This is a genomic window from Glycomyces sp. NPDC050141, assembly GCF_055586545.1.
Window position 1 is genome coordinate 18218 of sequence record NZ_JBVJHZ010000017.1, and the last position, 19451, is coordinate 37668.

19 protein-coding genes and 1 pseudogene are annotated in these 19451 nt (G+C 69.6%); 16 read left to right on the forward strand and 4 right to left on the reverse strand.

The features are described 5' to 3' along the window. Positions 1-52: 52 nt before the first annotated feature. From ACZ60M_RS12380 to ACZ60M_RS12440, 13 genes are all read left to right on the forward strand, one after another. Complete coding sequence (locus ACZ60M_RS12380) at positions 53-790, forward strand: PIG-L deacetylase family protein (protein ID WP_465417446.1); 738 nt, start codon at positions 53-55, stop codon at positions 788-790. Next, the gene (locus tag ACZ60M_RS12385; RefSeq protein WP_465417448.1) at positions 787-1491 is read left to right on the forward strand and encodes a 4-carboxy-4-hydroxy-2-oxoadipate aldolase/oxaloacetate decarboxylase; all 705 of its coding nucleotides are present in this window, start codon (positions 787-789) and stop codon (positions 1489-1491) included. Before ACZ60M_RS12380 ends, ACZ60M_RS12385 begins: the two co-directional genes overlap by 4 nt. Further along, entirely contained in the window at positions 1488-2552 is a 1065-nt protein-coding gene (locus ACZ60M_RS12390; protein ID WP_465417450.1) for a 4-oxalomesaconate tautomerase, read from the forward strand. Before ACZ60M_RS12385 ends, ACZ60M_RS12390 begins: the two co-directional genes overlap by 4 nt. 14 nt (positions 2553-2566) lie before the next feature. Beyond that, the gene (locus ACZ60M_RS12395) at positions 2567-3529 is read left to right on the forward strand and encodes a VOC family protein (RefSeq protein ID WP_465417452.1); all 963 of its coding nucleotides are present in this window, start codon (positions 2567-2569) and stop codon (positions 3527-3529) included. Between the two features lie 11 nt (positions 3530-3540). Further along, positions 3541-4302, forward strand: a complete 762-nt coding sequence (locus tag ACZ60M_RS12400; protein WP_465417454.1) for an NAD(P)-dependent oxidoreductase — start codon at positions 3541-3543, stop codon at positions 4300-4302. 16 nt (positions 4303-4318) lie between these two features. Further along, complete coding sequence (locus ACZ60M_RS12405) at positions 4319-5800, forward strand: subtype B tannase (protein ID WP_465417456.1); 1482 nt, start codon at positions 4319-4321, stop codon at positions 5798-5800. Between the two features lie 175 nt (positions 5801-5975). Further along, positions 5976-7538, forward strand: coding sequence for a subtype B tannase (locus ACZ60M_RS12410; RefSeq protein WP_465417458.1), 1563 nt, complete (start codon positions 5976-5978; stop codon positions 7536-7538). Positions 7539-7673: 135 nt separating this feature from the next. Next, positions 7674-8126 carry a hypothetical protein gene (locus tag ACZ60M_RS12415; protein WP_465417460.1) on the forward strand — a complete coding sequence of 151 codons (453 nt, stop codon included), beginning with the start codon at positions 7674-7676 and terminating at the stop codon, positions 8124-8126. A gap of 281 nt (positions 8127-8407) precedes the next feature. After that, positions 8408-8914, forward strand: coding sequence for a hypothetical protein (locus ACZ60M_RS12420; protein ID WP_465417461.1), 507 nt, complete (start codon positions 8408-8410; stop codon positions 8912-8914). 2 nt (positions 8915-8916) lie between these two features. Further along, a complete protein-coding gene (locus ACZ60M_RS12425; protein WP_465417463.1) occupies positions 8917-9693 on the forward strand; it encodes a cytochrome c biogenesis CcdA family protein in 777 nt (258 codons plus the stop codon). Between the two features lie 28 nt (positions 9694-9721). Beyond that, the gene (locus ACZ60M_RS12430) at positions 9722-10306 is read left to right on the forward strand and encodes a TlpA family protein disulfide reductase (RefSeq protein ID WP_465417465.1); all 585 of its coding nucleotides are present in this window, start codon (positions 9722-9724) and stop codon (positions 10304-10306) included. Between the two features lie 140 nt (positions 10307-10446). Further along, on the forward strand, positions 10447-11427 hold the full coding sequence (locus tag ACZ60M_RS12435; protein ID WP_465417467.1) for a hypothetical protein: 981 nt from the start codon (positions 10447-10449) through the stop codon (positions 11425-11427). Beyond that, complete coding sequence (locus ACZ60M_RS12440) at positions 11420-12427, forward strand: hypothetical protein (RefSeq protein WP_465417469.1); 1008 nt, start codon at positions 11420-11422, stop codon at positions 12425-12427. Before ACZ60M_RS12435 ends, ACZ60M_RS12440 begins: the two co-directional genes overlap by 8 nt. Here ACZ60M_RS12440 and ACZ60M_RS12445 read toward each other — a convergent pair. After that, entirely contained in the window at positions 12424-14007 is a 1584-nt protein-coding gene (locus ACZ60M_RS12445) for a hypothetical protein (protein ID WP_465417471.1), read from the reverse strand. The two genes, ACZ60M_RS12440 and ACZ60M_RS12445, sit on opposite strands and share 4 nt — an antisense overlap. A 377-nt stretch (positions 14008-14384) precedes the next feature. On the opposite strand from ACZ60M_RS12445, the pseudogene ACZ60M_RS12450 reads away from it, so the two are divergent. Next, positions 14385-14938: pseudogene (locus tag ACZ60M_RS12450) on the forward strand (sigma-70 family RNA polymerase sigma factor). A 29-nt stretch (positions 14939-14967) separates the two neighbouring features. Here the strand turns inward: ACZ60M_RS12450 and ACZ60M_RS12455 are convergent. Next, positions 14968-15570: a TetR/AcrR family transcriptional regulator gene (locus tag ACZ60M_RS12455; RefSeq protein ID WP_465417473.1), complete on the reverse strand. Its 603-nt coding sequence runs from the start codon at positions 15568-15570 to the stop codon at positions 14968-14970. Positions 15571-15737: 167 nt separating this feature from the next. Here ACZ60M_RS12455 and ACZ60M_RS12460 point away from each other — a divergent pair, with 167 nt between their 5' ends. Then, positions 15738-16814: an alkene reductase gene (locus tag ACZ60M_RS12460; RefSeq protein ID WP_465417475.1), complete on the forward strand. Its 1077-nt coding sequence runs from the start codon at positions 15738-15740 to the stop codon at positions 16812-16814. 93 nt (positions 16815-16907) lie between these two features. Further along, positions 16908-17621 carry an SDR family oxidoreductase gene (locus tag ACZ60M_RS12465; protein ID WP_465417477.1) on the forward strand — a complete coding sequence of 238 codons (714 nt, stop codon included), beginning with the start codon at positions 16908-16910 and terminating at the stop codon, positions 17619-17621. Between the two features lie 84 nt (positions 17622-17705). On the opposite strand, the gene ACZ60M_RS12470 is transcribed toward ACZ60M_RS12465, so the two are convergent. Continuing rightward, a complete protein-coding gene (locus tag ACZ60M_RS12470) occupies positions 17706-18500 on the reverse strand; it encodes a strictosidine synthase (RefSeq protein ID WP_465417478.1) in 795 nt (264 codons plus the stop codon). Between the two features lie 32 nt (positions 18501-18532). Continuing rightward, the gene (locus tag ACZ60M_RS12475) at positions 18533-19402 is read right to left on the reverse strand and encodes an alpha/beta fold hydrolase (protein WP_465417480.1); all 870 of its coding nucleotides are present in this window, start codon (positions 19400-19402) and stop codon (positions 18533-18535) included. Positions 19403-19451: the final 49 nt, after the last annotated feature.

Sequence of the window (19451 nt, forward strand, 5' to 3'; positions counted from 1 at the left end):
CCCGTTCGCTTCGGCGACGGGGCCGGACACCACAGCGAAGAATGGGGAAACAATGTCTACGAGCGCGAAGGACCGGCTGCTGGTCGTCAGCGCCCACGCGGGCGACTTCGTCTGGCGCTCCGGCGGCGCGATCGCGCTGGCGGCCTCCCGGGGCGAAGCGGCCACGGTCGTCTGCCTCAGCTACGGCGAGCGCGGCGAGTCCGCGAGGGCCTGGCGCGAAGGCAAGGGCCTCGACGAGATCAAGGCGATCCGCCGGGCCGAGGCCGAGGCCGCCGCGAAGGTCCTCGGCGCGGACATCCGCTTCCTCGACGCGGGGGACTACCCGCTCCTGGAGTCGCAGGAGCTGGTCGACCAGCTGGTGCGCGTCTACCGCGAGACCGATCCGACCATCGTGCTCACCCACACCCTGAAGGACCCGTACAACGGCGACCACCCCGCCGCCGCCCGCATGGCGATGCAGGCGCGCATCCTGGCCCAGGCCATCGGCTACGAGGCCCCGGGTGAACCGCTCGGCGCGCCGCCGGTGTTCAGCTTCGAGCCGCACCAGCCGGAGATGTGCGACTTCACCCCGGACGTGCTGCTCGACATCACCTCGGTCTACGACGCCAAGTGCGAGGCCATGCGCTGCCTCGGTGCGCAGCAGCACATGTGGACCTACTACGAGGACCTGGCGGCCCGGCGCGGGACGCAGCTCAAGCGCAACGCGGGCCCGAACCTGGGCCTGCCGCACGACACCCGGGCCGAGGCGTTCGTCCGCCACTACCCGCAGACCACCGGGCGGCTCGCATGAGGACCGTCGTCGTCACCGACCCGCCCCGCGCCTCCGCCGAGGACGCGAAGACCCTGGGAGCCTTCGGGACCGCCACCGTCCACGAGGCGCAGGGCCGCACCGGGTACCTCGGCCCGCGCCTGCGCCCGGCCTGGGCCGGGGCGCGGGCGGCCGGGACCGCGGTGACCGCCCTGTGCTGGCCGGGCGACAACCTGATGATCCATGTGGCCGTTGAGCAGTGCCAACCCGGCGACCTGCTCGTGGTGGCGACGAACTCGCCGTCCACCGACGGCCTCTTCGGCGAGCTCTTCGCTACCGCCCTGGCGCAGCGGGGCGTGCGCGGGGTGGTCCTCGGCTGCGGCATCCGGGACGTGGCCGAGCTGCGCGACATGGGCTTTCCCGCCTGGTCGACCGCCGTGAGCGCCCAAGGCTCGGTCAAGGCCACCGCGGGCGCGGTGAACGTCCCGATCGTCCTGGAAGGACAGACGATCCACCCCGGGGACGTGATCGTCGCCGACGACGACGGCGTGGTCCGCGTCCCCCGGCTCGACGCGCCCAGCGTCGTCGAACTGTCGAGGGCCCGAGCCGACAAGGAGGCCGCGACCCGCCAGGCCTTCAAGGAAGGCGAACTCGGCCTCGACCGCTACAACATGCGCGGCAAGCTGAAAGACCTCGGCATCGAGTACGTCTCCTACGACGACCACCACGGGACCGGGTCATGACCGCGGGGATTCCCTGCACCTGGATGCGGGCCGGGACCTCGAAGGGCGCGTTCTTCCTCGCCGAAGACCTGCCCGCCGACCCGGCCGACCGGGACGACCTGCTGCTGCGGATCATGGGGAGCCCCGACGCCCGCCAGATCGACGGCATCGGCGGAGCGACCTCGCTGACCAGCAAGGTCGCGATCGTCTCGCCTTCGGCCGCACCGGGAACCGACGTCGACTACCTCTTCCTCCAGCTCGGCGTGGACGCGCCCGCCGTCTCCGACAGGCAGACCTGCGGGAACATCCTCGCCGGGGTCGGCCAGTTCGCCGTCGAATCCGGGCTCCTCGCGGCCGGAGGCGACAGCGCCGAGGTACGGATTCGCCTGGTGAACACCGGCGGCACCGCCACCGCGAGCTTCCCGCTCACCGGCGGCCTGCCCGAGTACGCCGGTGACACCAGCGTGGACGGCGTCCCTGGCACGGCCGCACCCGTGCGGCTCCTCTTCGAGGACACCGCCGGGTCGGCCACCGGTGCCCTCCTGCCCACCGGGAACGTCCGCGACGTCATCGCTGGGCTCGAAGTGACCTGTGTGGACAACGGCATGCCCGTGGTGGTCGCCGAGGCCGCGAGCCTCGGCCTCACGGGCGGTGAACCGCCCGCCGCCCTGGAGGCCGACGCCGCCCTCCTCGACCGGGTCGACGCCCTCCGCATCGAAGCCGGGCGGCTCATGGGGCTCGGCGACGTCACCGGTTCCTCCGTCCCGAAAACGATCCTGGTCTCCCCTCCCCGCGACGGCGGCCACGTGAGCACGCAATCGTTCATCCCGCGCCGCCTCCACGCCGCCATCGGCGTGTTCGCCGCCGTCAGCGCCGTCACCGCGCTCACCATGGACGGCGCGGTCGGCCGAGCGATCACCGCGAGCTGGCCGGAGCGGCTCGACCGCGTCGACGTCGAGCACCCGTCCGGGCACCTGCTCATCGACCTCGACCTCGACCGCGATGCGGGCGGCATCCGGCGGGCCGGGGTGGTCCGCACCGCCCGGAAACTGTTCGAAGGCCGGGTCTTCCCGCGAGCCTGACCAAGGAGGATCAAGTGGCACCGAGACACGACATCGCGCACCTGGGGCGCGTCCAGCTCTACACTCCTGACGTGGCCGCCAGCGCCGCGTTCTTCACCGACTACCTCGGCCTGCGCGAGGTCGGCGGCGAAGGCGGGTCGGTGTACCTGCGCGCCTGGGACGAGTACGAGCACCACTCCATCACGCTCACCGAACGCGCCAAGCCCGGCGTCGCGCGCACCAACTTCCGGGCCGCGAGCCCCGAATCGCTCGACCGCCTCGTCAAGTCCATCGAGGATGCCGGGCACGGGATCGGCTGGACCGAGGGGGAGACCGGCTACGGGCCGACCTACCTGTTCAACGACCCCGACGGGCACGAGCTGGGGGTCTACTTCGAGTCGGAGTGGTTCACGCCCGGCGAGGACACCCGCCCGTCGCTGAAGAACCAGGCCGAGGCCTATCCGGGCAGGGGCGTGGGCGTGCGGCGCCTCGACCACATCAACTACCTCGGCAAGAGCCCCGTGGCGAACCGCGACTTCGTGCGCGACGTGCTGGGCGGCATGGTCACCGAGCAGATCGTCCTCGACACCGGGGAGATCGCGGGCACCTGGTCGACGTTCACCAACAAGGGCTACGACGTGGTCTACACCAAGGACGCGCTCGGCCTCTCCGGCCGCCTCCACCACATCGCGTTCGCGGCGGACACCCGCGCGGACATCCTGCGCGCCTGCGACATCGCGCTCGAACAGGGCGTGCACATCGAGACCGGCCCGCACAAGCACGCGATCCAGCAGACGTTCTTCCTGTACGTCTACGAGCCCGGCGGCAACCGGATCGAGCTGTGCAACGCGGGTGCCCGGCTCGTCCTGGCCCCGGACTGGAAGACCGTCGACTGGACCGAGACCGAACGGAAGAAGGGCCAGGCCTGGGGCCTCAAGACCATCGAGTCCTTCCACACCTACGGCACCCCGATGCCCGATCCCGAAGGCGCGCCGTGAAGGTGCCGCCTATGATCGCCGTCCTCGGTTTCGGCGAGGCCGGTGCCCTGATCGCGGCCGACCTCGCCGCGGCCGGAGCCGACGTGCGCGGCTTCGACCCGATGGCCCAGGCCCCCAAGGGCATCGAGCAGCGCGGCAGCGAGGCCGACGCCGTGCGCGACGCCGACCTCGTCGTCAGCCTCACCACCGCTGAGGAAGCCGAGACCGCGCTGCGCCGCAGCCTCCCGGCACTGAGGGCCGGGACGCTGTGGGCCGACGCGAACACGGCCGCGCCTTCACTCAAAGTGGAGCTTGCCGAGATCGCCGCAGACGTGGACTTCGTCGACGTCGCCCTGATGTCCCCGGTGCCGGGCAGCGGCCTGCGCACCCCCATGCTCGCCTCAGGACCGGGCGCCGGGCGGTTCACCCGCTACCTCGCGCCGCTCGGCGCCCGCATCGAGACCGTCCCCGGTCCTCCCGGCGCGGCCAACTCGCGCAAGCTGCTGCGCTCGGTCGTCTACAAGGGCATCGCGGCCGCCGTGGTCGAGGCTCTTGAAGGCGCCCGCGCCGCGGGTCTGGAGGACTGGTTCCGCGCGCATATCGCCGCCGAGTTCGCGTCCTTCGACGCGGACACCTTGGACCGCATGGTCACCGGCACCTACGCCCACGCCCGCCGCCGCGCCGAGGAGATGGACGCCGCCACCCGGCAGCTGCTCGACCTCGGCCTCGATCCCCGTATCGCCCCGGCCACCCGGGACGCCCTCAACTCGATCCTCAACAACCACACGCAATGAAGCGGAGTCGACCCCCATGGAAAACCCATCCCTGAAGCGCAGGCACGTCATCGGCACGATCGCCGGAACCGCCGCCGCGGGCGTGGTCGGAACGGCGAGCAGCGCCGCGGCCGCACGCACCGGCGACAATGACGCGGTGAACGACGAACTGGGCTTTGTGCCCGAGGACCACGTGGTCGAGACGACGACGATCGCCACTGAAGCGGGCGACGTCGAAGTGACCTACCGCCACTGGCGCGCCGTCCCCTACGTCGCCTACCCGGTCGACCCCGACCACCAGAGCCTCAATCTCTGGGAGCCCGTCGAGATCGACGGCGAGCCGGTCGACGCCTCGAACGCGCCGATCCTGTTCAACATCAAGGTCGGCGGCTACATGCCGGTGCCGATCGACCGGGCGGACCTGGGCGGGACCAACGCGGAACTGGCGCTCGCGGCGGGCTACGTGGTCGCCGCCCCGGCCGTGCGCGGCCGCACCAACGTCGACGCCGACGGCGTCTTCTACGGCAAGGCCCCGGCGGCCATCGTGGACCTCAAAGCGGCCGTTCGCTACCTGCGGCACAACCGCGGTCGCGTCCCCGGGAACGTGAACCGGATCGTCTCCACTGGCGTCAGCGCGGGCGGCGCGCTCTCGACCCTGCTCGGCGCCTCGGCCGGCGACAGCCGCTACGACTCCTATCTGGACGAGATTGGCGCGGCGGGCGCGAGCGACGCGATCTTCGCCGTGGCCGCATACTGCCCGATCGCCGACCTCGAGCACGCGGACATGGCCCACGAATGGGCCTTCGCCGCCGCCCCGAACCGGAACTCGGGGGAGTACGTCGACCAGGAGACCGCCGCCGAGCTCGCCGAGGCATTCCCCGCCTACCAGGACGCCCTGAAACTGCGCGGTGAAGGCCGCTTCGGGAAGCTCACCGCCGACCGGCTCGACGACTACCTCAAGCAGACCTATATGGAACCAGCTGCCACCCGCCACTTGAGCGGCCTCGCGGAGGCCGACCGCGTCGCCTACCTGGCCGCGAACCCCTGGATCACCTGGAAGCGCAGTAAAGCGTCGTTCGAGTGGGACGACTTCATCCAGCACGTGCAGCGCTGGAAGGGCGTCCCCGCGTTCGACGGCTTCACCCTCGGCACCTTCGAGAACAGCCTGTTCGGCGACGAGGACACCGACCGGCGGTACTTCACGCGCTACAGCCTCCGCGAGGGCACCGGCGACGACACCGCCGAACTCGAGGCCGACCTGCCCGAGAAGATCGACCTGATGAACCCCATGCACTTCCTCAACGCCCGCAGCGGCTCCCGGGCCCGCCACTGGTGGTTCCGCACCGGCACCAGCGACTCCGACACCTCGCCCTCGGTGATGGCCAACCTCGTTGCGAGCGTGGAAAACCTGGGCGACGACGTGAACGCCCTCATGTACTGGGACGGCGGCCACGCCGTCAAATGGGACGCCCCCGACTTCATCACCTGGCTCGGCGAGACCACCGGCCGCACCCGCTGACCTGCCCCGATACGCGACCCCCGGCCACTCCCAGGCCGGGGGTCGCTTCGTACATCATTGGTGACAATATGATTCGCAATTCGGTCTGCAAAATCTTCCAGCATCCTCCCAGGCTCCCGGCCTTCACTCGGTCCCAGCGCGGCCGCACCGGCCGCGAGAGACATGGAGGAACAAGTTGAAGCGCAGGAACGTAGTCCAAGCGATCGGCGGCGCCGCCGTCGCCGGAACCGCCGTCATCGCCACCGGCAACCTCGCCTACGCCAAAGAGGCCTCCGAGGACACCGCCGCGACCGACACCGCACTCACCTTCGACCCCGACGCCTACGAAGAACTCACCACCACCGTCACCACCAGCGAAGGCGACCAGGAGATCGCCTACCGCTTCTACAAGAACCTCGTCTACGTCGCCTACCCCGTCGACGAGGCCTACCAGAGCCTCAACATCTCCGTCCCCACCGAGATCAACGGCGAAGCGGTCGACGCCGCGAACTCGCCGATCCTCCTCGCCAACAGCATCGGCGGGTACCTCTCCTCCTCGGTCGCCGAGGCCACCGGCATCGGCGGGGGCGGCATGGGCGGCATGGTGCCGCCCGGCGCGGGCGACGACACCGCCGGGTCCGAGGACCTGCAGACCGGCATCCAAGCCGCCGCCGGGAACGCCCAGTACGCGCTGGCGGCCGGGTATGTCGTCGTCGAGCCGGGCGCGCGCGGCCGCGACCTCCACGACGATGAGGGCGCCTACTACGGCGTGGCCCCGGCTGCGATCGTGGACCTCAAAGCGGCCGTGCGGTATCTGCGGCACAACGGGGACACGGTCCCGGGCGACACCGACCGGATCGTCTCCAGCGGCACCAGTGCGGGCGGCGCGCTCTCGGCGCTGCTGGGCGCCTCGGGCGACTCGAAGCTGTACGACGCCTACCTGGAGGAGATCGGCGCGGCCGACGAGTCGGACGCGATCTTCGCCTCGGGCGACTGGTGCCCGATCACCGACCTCGAGCACGCCGACGGCGCGTACGAATGGGCCTACGGCTCACTCACCACTATGGACGATACGGCGCTCGATGCCGCTGTCACCGAGGACCTGGCCGGGCAGTTCGCCTCCTACCAGAAGAAGCTCAAGCTCTCCGGCGGCAAGGGCTACAAGACCCTGACGGCCGACAACCTCGGCGACTACATCACCGACACCTACCTCCGGCCTTCGGCGGCCGCCTACCTGTCGGCGCTGTCCGACACCGACCGCGACGCCTACCTGGCCGAGCAGGCCTGGATCACCTGGGAGAACGACAAAGCCTCGTTCACCTGGGACGACTTCCTCGCCTACCTCGGCACCCGCAAGAAGTCCGCGCCCGCGTTCGACGCGTTCGACCTCAGCGCGGGTGAGAACAACGAGTTCGGCACCGGCACCACAGCGGCCCGCCACTTCACGACCTACAGCCTCCGCCAGGACACCGGCGACGACGGCGCGGAGCTCGACGAGGACATCCCCGAGCTGCTCAACCTGATGAACCCCATGTACTTCATCGGCAGGAAGAACAAGGGCCGCGCCAAGCACTGGTGGATCCGCTTGGGCACCAAGGACACCGACACCTCGTTGAGCGTCGCGGTGAACCTCGCCGCCAGCCTCTCCGGGCTCGGCGACGACGTGGACCTGTCGATGTACTGGGACGCCGGGCACGGCGCCAACGAGGACCCCGAGGCGTTCATCGCCTGGATCGCCGAGACGACCGGCCGTAAGTAAGGAGGACACCGACGAACCGACTCTCAGAAGGCATTCGCAGGCCGCCGCGCGTACCCCGCGCGGCGGCCGCCGTGCTGAAGGAGCATCCGGTGACGACGTATTGCCCAGATCGCGGATCTTCCCTACGATTCCAGCATGAGGACGGTACTGGTGGAGATCACGGGTCTGCTCGAAGCCTCGCTGGACCGCGTTTCGGACCTGGTACTGACGGTGCGCTCAGGCGACGTCGGCGAAGGCAGCGCCTGGCTCTTCCAAGACGACTCGGAGCAGGCGATCGTAACCGGAGGCCCGGACCGGTTCAGCCTGAAGTCCCCGGGGCGCAGCGGCACGATCGAGGTCGATCACGACCGGCAGGCCATCGCCTTCCAGGGCGGGTGGTGGTACCGGGGCGAGTACCGGCTCGAGCCGGACACCGCCGGGACCAAGATCGTCCATCGCGTCTACAACGCCGCGACCCGCGCCCGATGGGGTGTGCCGCTCGCCAACAAGCTGTTCATCGGATTCGACGACCGAACCCGAGCCGGCTTCTCCCAAACGCTCGCCAGGATCGGCACCGAGCTCGACTGCGCCCACCACCTGACAAGCTGACGAGCGATACCGCCGCGAATCGGGCGTGCGCAGCGAGGTCGACGCGTGGGCCCGCGCTGAGCCTTTCCCGCAGCCGTTCAGCTGGGGCCCGCAGTCCGTTCTTGCCGGTCATCAACGGCGCCAACACGATTGCCGCGGGCACGGCGATCGCCGTGCTCGGACAAGCGGGCCCGGGCACTGAAGGCCCGGAACCGCCTGCTGGAGATCGTCCTCCACCGCAGGCTGGACGGTTTCTCAACTTGTAAGGATCAACCAGGCCGGGTTCATGCTGTACTCAGGAAATGAGGGCAGCAGACCCGGTCGCACCGTCGCGGCTCAGCGCGTGGCTCATCGCCGCCACACGTGTCGGCGTGGCGCTGATGTGGATCGACAACGTCTCCTGGAAGGTGCCGCCCGACTTCGGGCAGGGCGGCACCCCGAGCGGCCTCTACAGCTGGACGCTCAACGGCGTCGAACACGAGGTGCTGGCGCCGTGGGCCTGCCACCGTCGTCGTCCCGAACTTCACGGTGTTCGGCTGGCTCGTCCTCGCCGTCGAGGCCTCCTTCGGCGCGTTCCTGCTCATCGGCCTGTTGGTATCGCCCCCGGCGGCCGGGTCGTCATCGCCACCTTCGACGCCCACGGGCCGACGCACTGCTCCGGACTCCCCGTGGTTCGTTACAGCGCAACGGATCTCGCCGAGGTCTTCGCCCCGCACTTCGACCTGGTCGACACACGCGCCGAAGAACACCTCACCCCGGCCGGACTCGTGCAGCCGTTCACCTGGGTCGTCCTCCGCCCGACGACCTGACCATGGACGAACTCCCCTTCGCGATCGCGCTCGCCGCCGGCGCCGTGGCCGCGGTGAACCCCTGCGGATTCGCACTCCTCCCCGTCTGCGCCGGATTCCTCATCACCGGCGAAGCCGACGAAGACGTCTCCCGCTGGCGGGCCCTCGGCCGAGCCGGCCTGTTCACCCTCGCCATGACCATCGGCTTCGTCACCGTCTTCGGCGTCTTCGGGCTCGTCGTCTCCACCGCCGCGGCCGGCATCACCGCGTTCCTGCCGTGGATCACCGTCGTCGTCGGCGTCAGTGCGGCGGCCGCCGGCGTCTGGCTGCTCCTCGGCCGCGACCTGCCGACGTTCATGCCCAAACTCGGCGGGCGCGAAGTGAAGCGGTCGCTCGGCTCGATGACGGTGTTCGGCCTGTTCTTCGCCCTCGCCTCGCTGTCGTGCACGATCGCGCCGTTCCTGGCCCTGGTCGCCCAGACTTTCAGGTCGACCTCGCTGCTCGGCGGCACGGCCATGTTCCTCGCCTACGCGCTCGGCATGACCATCGTCATCGGCGCGGTCTCGCTGGCGATCGCGCTGGCCCGCGAGGGGCTCATCGTGTGGCTCAAACGCCAGTTCCCCAAGGTGATGCGGGTGGTCGGGGCGCTGCTGCTGGCGGCCGGCCTCTACGTCGCCTACTACGGCTGGTGGGACCTCCGCGTCCTGGACGGCGGCGACCCGTCGGACCCGGTCATCGAAGCGGCGCTGTCCGTGCAGCGCTGGCTTGAGGAACTGATCTCCACAGTGTTCGGACGCTGACGCCCTGCACCTCATGAAAGGAACCACCTTGAAACGCACCGCCATCGGGATGGCCGCGGCCGCTGTCACCGCCGTCCTCGCCCTGAGCGCCTGCGGCTCCGACGAGGAGCGCGCGGACGAGACGACGACCGAGGAGGCCGTGGAGGAACCCGCCACGGCGGCCGAGAAGACCACCGAATCCACTGAGGACGTGGCGGTGCCCGAAATCCTCGACTTCACCGCCACCACGCTCGACGGCGAGGAGTTCGACGCCGGCTCGCTCGCGGGCAGCCCGGTCGTCCTGTGGTTCTGGGAGTACGACTGCCCGATCTGCCTGAGCCAGGGCCCGACCGTCTCCGGCCTGTTCGACGAATACGGCGACCAGGTCGGGATCGTCGGCGTGTCGGGCGCGGGCCTGTACGCCCCGGGCAGCGCCGAGGACCAGGAGGGCTTCGTCGACCAGACGGGCACGGGCGACATCGTCCACCTCGCGGACGAGGACTACGCGATCAGGAACGCGTTCGGCGTCGTCAGCCAGAGCACCTTCGTCGTCATCGACGCCGAAGGGAACGTCGTGGAGAGCGGATCGCTCAGCGAAGACGACCTGAACGAGGCGGTCGACGGCCTCGTCTGACCGGTCGACGGCCGGCCCCCGCGCCGCGAATGGCGACCACCGGGCCTGCGGCGGCAGGCCCGGGTGCTTCCGGACCCCGTGCGCGGCGGCGGTGTGGCAGGATCGACGTGTGTCTGGTCTGAGTCGGCGCGGGAGTTTCGATGAGTAGCGGTCCGGTGTTCCAGAACGACGTCCGCGGCGTGAGGAACCTCCTTCAGGGCACGATCAACATCCAGCAGCGCCAGCCGATCCCGTTCGACCTGTGCAACGATCCTCCGCATTGGACCAACCACGCCGATCTGCTCGAGGAGGTCCTGGAATGGATCGCGCTCCCCGACCCGAGTCCGCTGGTCATCAAAGGCCCCAAACATGCTGGTAAGAGCGCGTTCGTAGGGGTCGCCGCGTGCCGCGGCCGCGATCACCTCCCTGACGGCGTGCTGCACCTCGAGCCGCGTCGGCACGGCGTGCAAGCGGAACTGATCGCAGCGCTCGAACGCCTCGGCGCGGGCCGGATCTCCGCGCTGCCGGGAGCAGCGGACAAGCACTACCGCTCCCTCCTGGCGGACCAGCGCACGCTCGTGGTGATCGACGAGCCGCGCAACAAGGGCGAGATCGAGGCGTTCTGGCCCGAGGGCACGCGAGGCCTGTGCATCGTGCTCACCACCAAGGACCTCCATTGGGCCGGAGCCCGCCAGGTCGAACTCCCGCGACTCGCGCGAGAGGACGCGCTCGAACTGCTCGGCAAGGTCGGGCACCTCTCCCCGGAAGTGAACCGCGCGCTCGTCGCCGCGCTCGGCGGCTGCCCGGGGAACCTGCTCCGCGCGGTCGGCATCATGGCGGCCGGCGACATCGACGTCGCCAGACTGGTGGACCTCGTCGACGCGCACGCCGACCAGGCACTGTTCCTCAAAGCCTTCGACCAGGTGTCCACGGAGGCCAAGCGGCTCTACCGGGCGCTGTGCTCGCTGCCGGACCCGGTGTTCGAAAGCGCGATGCTCGACTGGTTGGACCGCGATGCGCCCGAAGGAGAGAGGCCCGTCGAAGAGCTCAAGGACTATCAGCTGATCTACGAGGTCGGCCCCGGGACATGGCGGGTGCAGCTCCGCCCCGAGGGCGTCGACCTGGGAGGCCCCAATGACTGAGCAGGAGCGCCGACTCCTCAGCTGGCACCTGCGGGCAGCGCAGCTCGCGGACCGCAAGGCCATGGGCGAGCGCTACCGGGTCTGCGCCGATCCGGTCCCCGGCGACGACGCGATCACGTTCGACAGCCGCAACGAAGCACGCCGGTGGCTCGCGACCAATCGGCGAAACCTGGTCCGCCTGGTCGAACTCGCCTCAGAGAGGGCCTGGCACTTCGAGACCTGGGCGCTCGCCGAGGCGCTATGGGCGTACTTCAGTTCCAACGGCAACTACGACGACGCCGAGCGCTGCTACCGCCTCGCTGCAGCGGCAGCCGAAGCGCAGGGCGACCCGATCGCGCAGATCCGCATGATGCTGCTGCTGGCCAAGACCCTTACTGACGCCCGTTCCTTCACCGACGCCGAGTCCATCCTGGACGAGGCCCGGGCGCTGGCCGACACGGCCCTGGAAGTTCCCGATCCCGCGACCGCCCGCCCGATGCTGGTCCTCGCAGGCACGGGACTGGAGTTCACCGGCAGGCTCCATCTGGCGCAGGGGCAGGTCGAACTCGCGCAGTCGTGGTTCGAGCGGGCCTTGGTCAACGCCCGCGAGCAGGACCGGCTCTCGGACGACGGCAACCCGCGCGTGCTGGCCCTGCAGCACCGGTTCCTCGCCCGGTGCCGACGCGAGCTCGGCGACGCCGAGGGCGCTCAGGAGCATTTCGCGCGGGCGGGGGAGCTGTTCCTCCGAGCCGGGGATTCCCGGACCGGCTTGATACTCCGGATCGAACAGTCACTGTTCGACGTCGCCAACGGCGTGGACGGTGCGAACGACAGGGCTGCGGAGACGCTCAGTCTCGCCGAGGACGAATCGCTGATGCTGCCTGCGGCGCAGGGTTGGCACCAGCTGGGCCTGCTCGCTGACGATACTCAGCGGAGTGCGCTGCGGCATGCCTTGGCGCTGTACAAATCCCTCCGCGATCCGGCCGCCGACGAGGTCCGGAAGCTCCTCGAAGCGTCCTAGCGGATCGGCTCCGCATAGGCTTCAACGCGTTTCGCGCCCATACGCACCTGTATGGCGCCCTCCGGGGCGCCAATCAGCAGGATCGAAGGCAGGAGTGCGAGCGATGCCTCGTCACCCCGCACGGCGAACTGCCGCCCGTCTTTGAGGACGACGAGCGCTTCGCCGGGACCGGTGCGGACGCTGGCGGCCGCACGTCGCGGCTGCTCGGCGAAGGCCTCGGCGATGAGCGACCGGCCGTCGTCGGCCGACCGGGCCCGCTGATGGAACAGGGTGGCGGCGGCGTCGGCCCGGAGCGTCTGCACGAGGCAGGCCTCGTCGACGACCAGATGGGTCGACTCGGTGCGTACTGGCGGCACTGGAGCCGCCGCGGGGTAGCGGACGCAGTTCGCGACCGTCCCTGATGCACGGTCGTCAAGGGCGACTTCGCAGTGCCAAGCCGACATCGGGAGGCTCTCCGGCAGTCGTTCGGGGAGGTCGAGCAGTTCCGGCGGGTGCGCGTTCGGCTCGAGGTCGAGGAGCTCGTACAGGCGCCGCGTGATGCGCGCGGCGGGCCCCGGCTCGTCTTCGGACCAGGCGTCGGACAGGATCGCCGACCGCTCGGCGTCGCCGGACGTGTCGGCGATCGCGGCCCGCAGCTGCGGCACAGGGTCGGACCCGGCCCGCAGCCATGCCTGGATCTTGCCGAACGCCTCCTGCGGACTGCCCGGTGCCATCTCCTTGAAGCCGAACGCTGCCAGCAGTACCGGCTTGCCCAGGTTGGCCGCGTAGAACGTCACTGAGCCGCTGTCGCCGACCACGCAGTCGGCGGCGATGAGCGAGGCCCGCCAGCCTTCCTCTGCCGGGGTCATGATCAGGCCGTTGCGCAGGAGCGGCCGCAGGCGGGCGAGCAGAGTCCCGTCGTGGTCGGCGTCGAGGTTGGGATGGGGCAGGTAGGCGAGCGCGAACTCGTCGGCGGGGAGCCGCGAGAGCAGGAACGCGGGTAGTGAGCGGTCCGCCGCGCTGAGCGAATACGGCCCCCAGGTCGAGGAGACCACCACGAGCTTCTGGTGCGGTCCGACTCCCAGCGCCTCGCGGTAGAGCTGACGCAGCGGTGTGCTGATGCGCAGGCGCTCCATGCACAGGTCCCCGGTGACCTCCGCGGACGGCAGCGCCTCGGGACAGTCGCGGGAGAGCTGGTCGACAGCGGATCTCCCGGGCATCGCCATCAGGGCAGGGGTCTGGCCCGAAGCTCCGAGCACCTGCTCGCGGGCAGTACCGGCGGCCCCCGACAGGCCCTCCAACACCCGGTTGTACGTCGCGCCGTGCGGCAGTAGCACCACCGGCACTCCCAGCTCGTACAGCTCGGGTGCCACGCTCGCGGAGACGACGAGGTCCGGCCGCTGCTCGACGAGCGCCTGCCACGGATACAGGCAGATGCCCAGTGTCTTCGCACGCCGCTCAGCGAATCGTCGCCTGGGAGAGCCCTCGTTCAGGGAGTAGAGGAGCCGAATCCGGTGATCGACGACCAGCAGGGGCGCGAGGTCGAAGTGGAGCCGCGCGAGCGCCTGAATCGTCCTGCCGGCAAGGACCACGGTTCGCACGTGCTCAGGGTAGTCCGGGTTCCGGGTTCCGGGTTCCGGGTTCCGGGTTCCGGGTTCCGGGTTCCGGGTTCCGGGTTCCTAGGTGCATTCTAGTCCTGTTGAGCTGCAAGGTAGATGATCCATGCCGTCTGGCGCGATCCATCCTAGCCGCTGTGCCGGTCGCTATGGCGAAGCTGAACAGCTTGGCCGATCCCCTGCGACTCCGGGCCGAGAACCGCCCATCCGCTGCGGGGGGCGGCTCCGAACTGGTAGGGAGAGGACATAGTCCCACTGCCTGGAGTGCGATGATGCTGGAGCGAGGGGGCGGTGCACGGCGCCGCTGGGAGCGGCCGCGGACGGTCGTGGCCCCCTAGGACGGGGACGACACCGCCGAGCAGCTGCTGCGACGCACCGCGCTCGGCGAAGAGGACGCGTTCGCCGCGCTCTACAACCGGGTCGCGCCGCGCGTCTTCGGCCTCTGCGCGCGCATCCTGCGCGACCGGGCGCAGGCCGAAGAGGTCGCCCAGGAAGTCCTGATCGAGGTGTGGCGCACCGCCGTCCGGTTCGACCCCGACCGCGGTTCGGCAGGTGCATGGATCACCACGATCGCCCACCGCCGCGCGGTCGACCGGTCCGCTCGGCGCAGGCCGCGGACGATCGCGAACGGCGCGTCGCCGCCGAATCCGTTGCGCCCGAATACGATCCGGTCGCCGAGGCCGCCGTCGGCAGCCTCGAGCACCGGCAGGTCCGCCGCTGCCTCGGATCGCTGACCGAGCTGCAGCGCAAGGCGGTCCTGCTCGCCTACTACGGCGGCCACACCTACCGGCAGGTCGCGACCCTGCAACGTCCAGACCGCCAACGCCACCGTCTACATCATCGACACCGTTCTGATGTCTTAAGGAGCAAGAACAACGCGGGGCCGCCCAGGTCGGCGGCCCCGCGAGGCGCGTGACTTGCAGCGTTTCCAGGAAGGAGGCCTGTTCAGCCCGGCAGGAGCACGCGGACCTGGTCGCCGATCTCTTGCAGGAGCTCTTCGACGGTGCGGTCGGCATTGATCGTGGCCGCCATGGTGACAAACGCGATCGCGGAGACGATGCGGGCGAGCACGGGGGCAGCATCGGGTTCGATGCGTTCGTCTCGCCGCAGCACGTCGGCGATGGCCCGCTCGGTCTGTGCGTTGAGGTTCAGCGCTTCGCGGTGGTGGGGTTCCTCGGGGTCCCCGAACGCCATCTCCCGCAGGTACGTTCGGCCGTTGTCGATCTGCTTGCGGTTGCATTCCACGACAGGGCGGACGATCGCCATCACCGCCTCGAACGGTTCAGGCAGGAGTTCGGCGGCTGCTTTGCCCCGGACGAGCGCGTCGGCGTAGGAGGCGTTCTGCACGAGTAGGAGCAGTTCGCCCTTGTTCTTGGCGTAGAGGAACAGGGTGCCGGTGCCGATGTCGGCCTTGTCGGCGATCTGCTGGGTGGTGACCTCGTCGACGCCGTGCTCGGCGAAGAGCTCGCTGGCGGCGGCCGTGATGCGGTCGAGCTTCTCCTGCTTGTTCCGCTCGCGCCGTCCGACCGTACGGGGTGCGGCTGGCATGTCGTGTCCTTCGGGAATAAGATCTGATTGCGGTCAGTTCTGATTATAGTCATTGTCGTGTGGGTTCGGAAGACCCGCTCGTTATCCTCCCACGTCGGCTCGGAGCACCGAGTTCCGTTGCCGTCGGCGATGGCGTCCACGACCGATCACGCAAGGGAACAACCACCATGACCTCGACTTCGCTCTGGCAGCCGTTTACGCTCGGACGCGTCCGGCTGCCGCACCGACTCGCCCTGGCCCCCATGACCCGCGGCCGCGCCAACCCCGACGGCACGCCTGGCGACCTCGCCGCGACCTACTACGGGCAGCGCGCCTCCCTCGGGTTGGTCATCACCGAGGGCACGCAGCCTTCCGCTGACGGGCAGGGGTACCTCAACACGCCTGGGATCTACACTCCCGAGCACATCGAGGGCTGGCGGGCCGTGGCAGCGGAGGTCCACGCGGGCGGCGGGTCCCTGTTCGTCCAGCTGATGCACGTGGGCCGGATGTCGCACCCGGACAACACGCCGCACCACCGTCAACCGGTCGGACCCTCGGCGATCAGCGCCGACCAGGACATGTTCACGCCGACCGGGCCGCAGAAGACACCGGTCCCGCGCGAGCTGAGCATCGAGGACATCCAGGCCGTGATCGCCGACTTCCGCCACGCCGCGGCATCGGCGATCGCCGCCGGCGCCGACGGTGTGGAGCTTCACGGCGCGAACGGCTACCTGCTGCACCAGTTCCTCTCGCCTAACGCCAATCACCGCGCCGACGCCTACGGCGGGTCGGTCGAGAACCGGTCCCGGTTCGTCATCGAGGTCGCCCGGGCCGTCGCTGAAGAGATCGGAGCCGACCGCGTCGGCATCCGCCTCTCACCCGCGATGCCGTTGGGCGGCATCGACGAAGGCGACACCGAGGGCGTGCGCGCCCAGTACCGGCACCTGGTCGGTGAGCTCGCCGGACTGAACCTCGCCTACCTGCACGTACACCACGTGGGCGACGACGAGCTGCTGCGCTCCTTCCGGGACGTGTGGCCGACAGCGGTGCTCGTGCTCCGCTACGGCCGCACCCGCGAGCAGATCGCCGACGACATCGACGCCGGGCTCGCCGACATCGCGCCACTGGGACGTTTCGCCCTGGCCAACCCCGACATCGTCGAGCGCGTGCGCACCGGCGCCCCGCTCAACGAGGTCGACCCGGCCACCCTGTACAGCGGTGGCGCGTCCGGCTACACCGACTACCCGGTTCTGGCGCAGGCCTGACCACACCTTTCGCGGGCCGCCCACGGGCGGCCCGCTCGCTCCGAACCTCCCGCATCGACCGGTGCGGGTCCTGACCGTGGAAGGAAACTGAACATGACCGCACTCAAAGGCGCCGTCATCCTCGTGACCGGCGCGAACGGCGGCATCGGCACCCACTTCGTGCACGACGCCCTCGCCCGGGGAGCGGCGAAGGTGTACGCCACCGCCCGCAATCCCCGCGTCTGGGACGACGAGCGGATCGTCCCGCTCGTGTTGGATGTCACCGACCCGGACTCGATCCGGGCGGCCGTGGAGGCCGCTCCGGACGTGACCGTGCTGATCAACAACGCTGGGGCCTCGGTATCGAGCGCGGGCATCCTCTCCCACACCGATGCGGAGATCCGCACCAACGTCGAGACGAACTTCCTGGGCCCGCTGTTCCTCGCCCGGGCGTTCGCGCCGGTCCTCGCGGCCAAGGAGGAGGCGGCGATCATCGACATCCACTCCGCGCTGAGCTGGTGGGCGGTCGCGGGTATCTACAGCGCGACGAAGGCGGCGCTGTGGTCGGCGACGAACTCGCTGCGCTTGGAGCTCGCTCCCCAGGGCGTGCAGGTAGTCGGGGTGCATGTCGGCTACGTCGACACCGCGATGGCCGCGCACTCCACCGAGCCCAAGACCGACCCGACGGATCTGGTGCGGATCGTCTACGACGCGCTCGAAGCAGGCGAGTACGAGGTCCTCGCCGACGAGGCCTCAGTGCGGCTCAAAGCCGCGCTCAGCGCCCCGATCGAGGCGATGTACCCCGGCCTGAAGACCGCGAACGCCTGACCGGCGACGAAAGGAGCGGCGGCGGACGCCTCGCGTCTGCCGCCGCTCTGTCATGAATGGACTGTCGCGAGCTCCCGTGACCGCTCAGCTCCGGTAATCCTGAAGTGTCTTCCCGTCTTCCACATAGGTGAGCGCCTCGTCCACTTCGTAGGCGTGCACCGCCGATGCGAAGGCGGGAAGCCTAGCCGAGAGCTTCGCGACGGCGTCGCCGGCGAAGTACGCCCGAAGCGCGTCCGCATCGGCGAAACCGAGCATCAGCTCGGCGTGGAACTGCTGGTCCGCTGGATTGTCGTGCGCCACGTTCGGCGTGTTCCACAGGCCCCGGCGCCAGGGCATGAACACCTTGGTCCGGAGCTCCTTCAGCCCGCCCCCGCCCGCGAGGGCGGGGACCAGCCGATTCGCGACGATCTTCCGGAAGGCTCCGGTGGCCACGTCCTCCCGCTTCCTGACATAGATCAGGGCTCGGGCACCCGCTCGCTCACCGGGGCCCGCGACCTTGTACCAGCGGGTCGAGTTCGGCGGCCCCATGTAGAGCAGCGTCCGCCGGAACAGGTTCACCTCATCCGCATAGGCGAGCTTCGTCTGCTTCCGGCCCGACAGCGGCGAGAACACCGACTTGAAAGTGACCTCGGCGACCCCGTCGATCCTGCGATCGACGGGGATGGCCGTCTCGACTCCGCTGACCGCGGGCCACAACCCGGGATTGGACTCGGCCAGGTGGATCTGCCGGTACTCATCGAACCCCGGCGTCGCGCTGATGATCTTCGAGTGCGGGCCCCTCCAGCGGTCCATCCCCTGCTGCCGGGGTTGATCGTCGCGCACCCACAGCAGGATCGAGGAGGCGAGGGGCTTCTTGACGAACGCCGGTGTAGTTGCCACAGCGGATCTCCCTTGGTTCGGTCGCGGGGTCGTTACTGCTTGAGGAATTCGGCGGCGATGGGCGCGAACTCCTGGTGGAACTGGAAGATCCCGCCGTGGCCGGAGTTCGGGTAGATGATCAGCTCGGAGCCCTTGATGCGGCGGTGCATGTCCTCGGACAGGACCGAGGGCACCATGCGGTCGTTGTCGCCGTTGGCGATCAGGACCTGCTGCGTGAGCTTGGACAGGTCGTGCGGTGTGCCGCGGCCGTACTTCTTGATGGCCTTCAACTGCGTCCGGAAGCCCTTCAACGGCATCGGCGCGTCGCGGCCTTCGGTGCGCGCCCCCGTCGTCCGCTCGACATAGGCCTTCGCGGCCCGCTTGCCCTTGGCGTCGCGGTTGAAGAACAGGAACTCCCTCGGGTCCGAGCGGGTCAGCGTCGCCTTCAGGATGTCGCGGTAGGTCATACCGGCGACCTTGTCGATGTCCTTGCCGCCCTTCGGGCCGGTTCCGGTGAGGACCAGCTTGCGGACGAGCTCGGGGTGCTTCGCGATGAGCGCTTGGGCGACGAAGCCGCCCAGGGAGAACGAGAAGACGTCGATCTGCTCGAAGCCGAGCGCCTTGATGAACGCGTAGGCGTCGTCGGCCATCGCCTCGATGCTGTCCGGCACCTCACCGCTGGAGGCGCCGACGCCGCGCTGGTCGAACGCGATCACGTGGCGGTTCTTTGCGATCGCATCGACGATCCGCGGGTCCCAGTAGTCGAGGGTCGCGGCCAGGTGGACGAAGAAGACGACCGGGATGCCGCCCTTCGGTCCCAGCTCGCGGTAGACGAAGTTGACGCCGCCGGCGGTGACGGTGTTCGTCGGCGCCGCGATGTACGACGTGACGACGGTGCCGTCCGAGTGGTCGTGCGTGGTCATGATGGTGCTCCTTCTCTAGGTGTGACGGTAGTGATGACTTGCGGGTTTG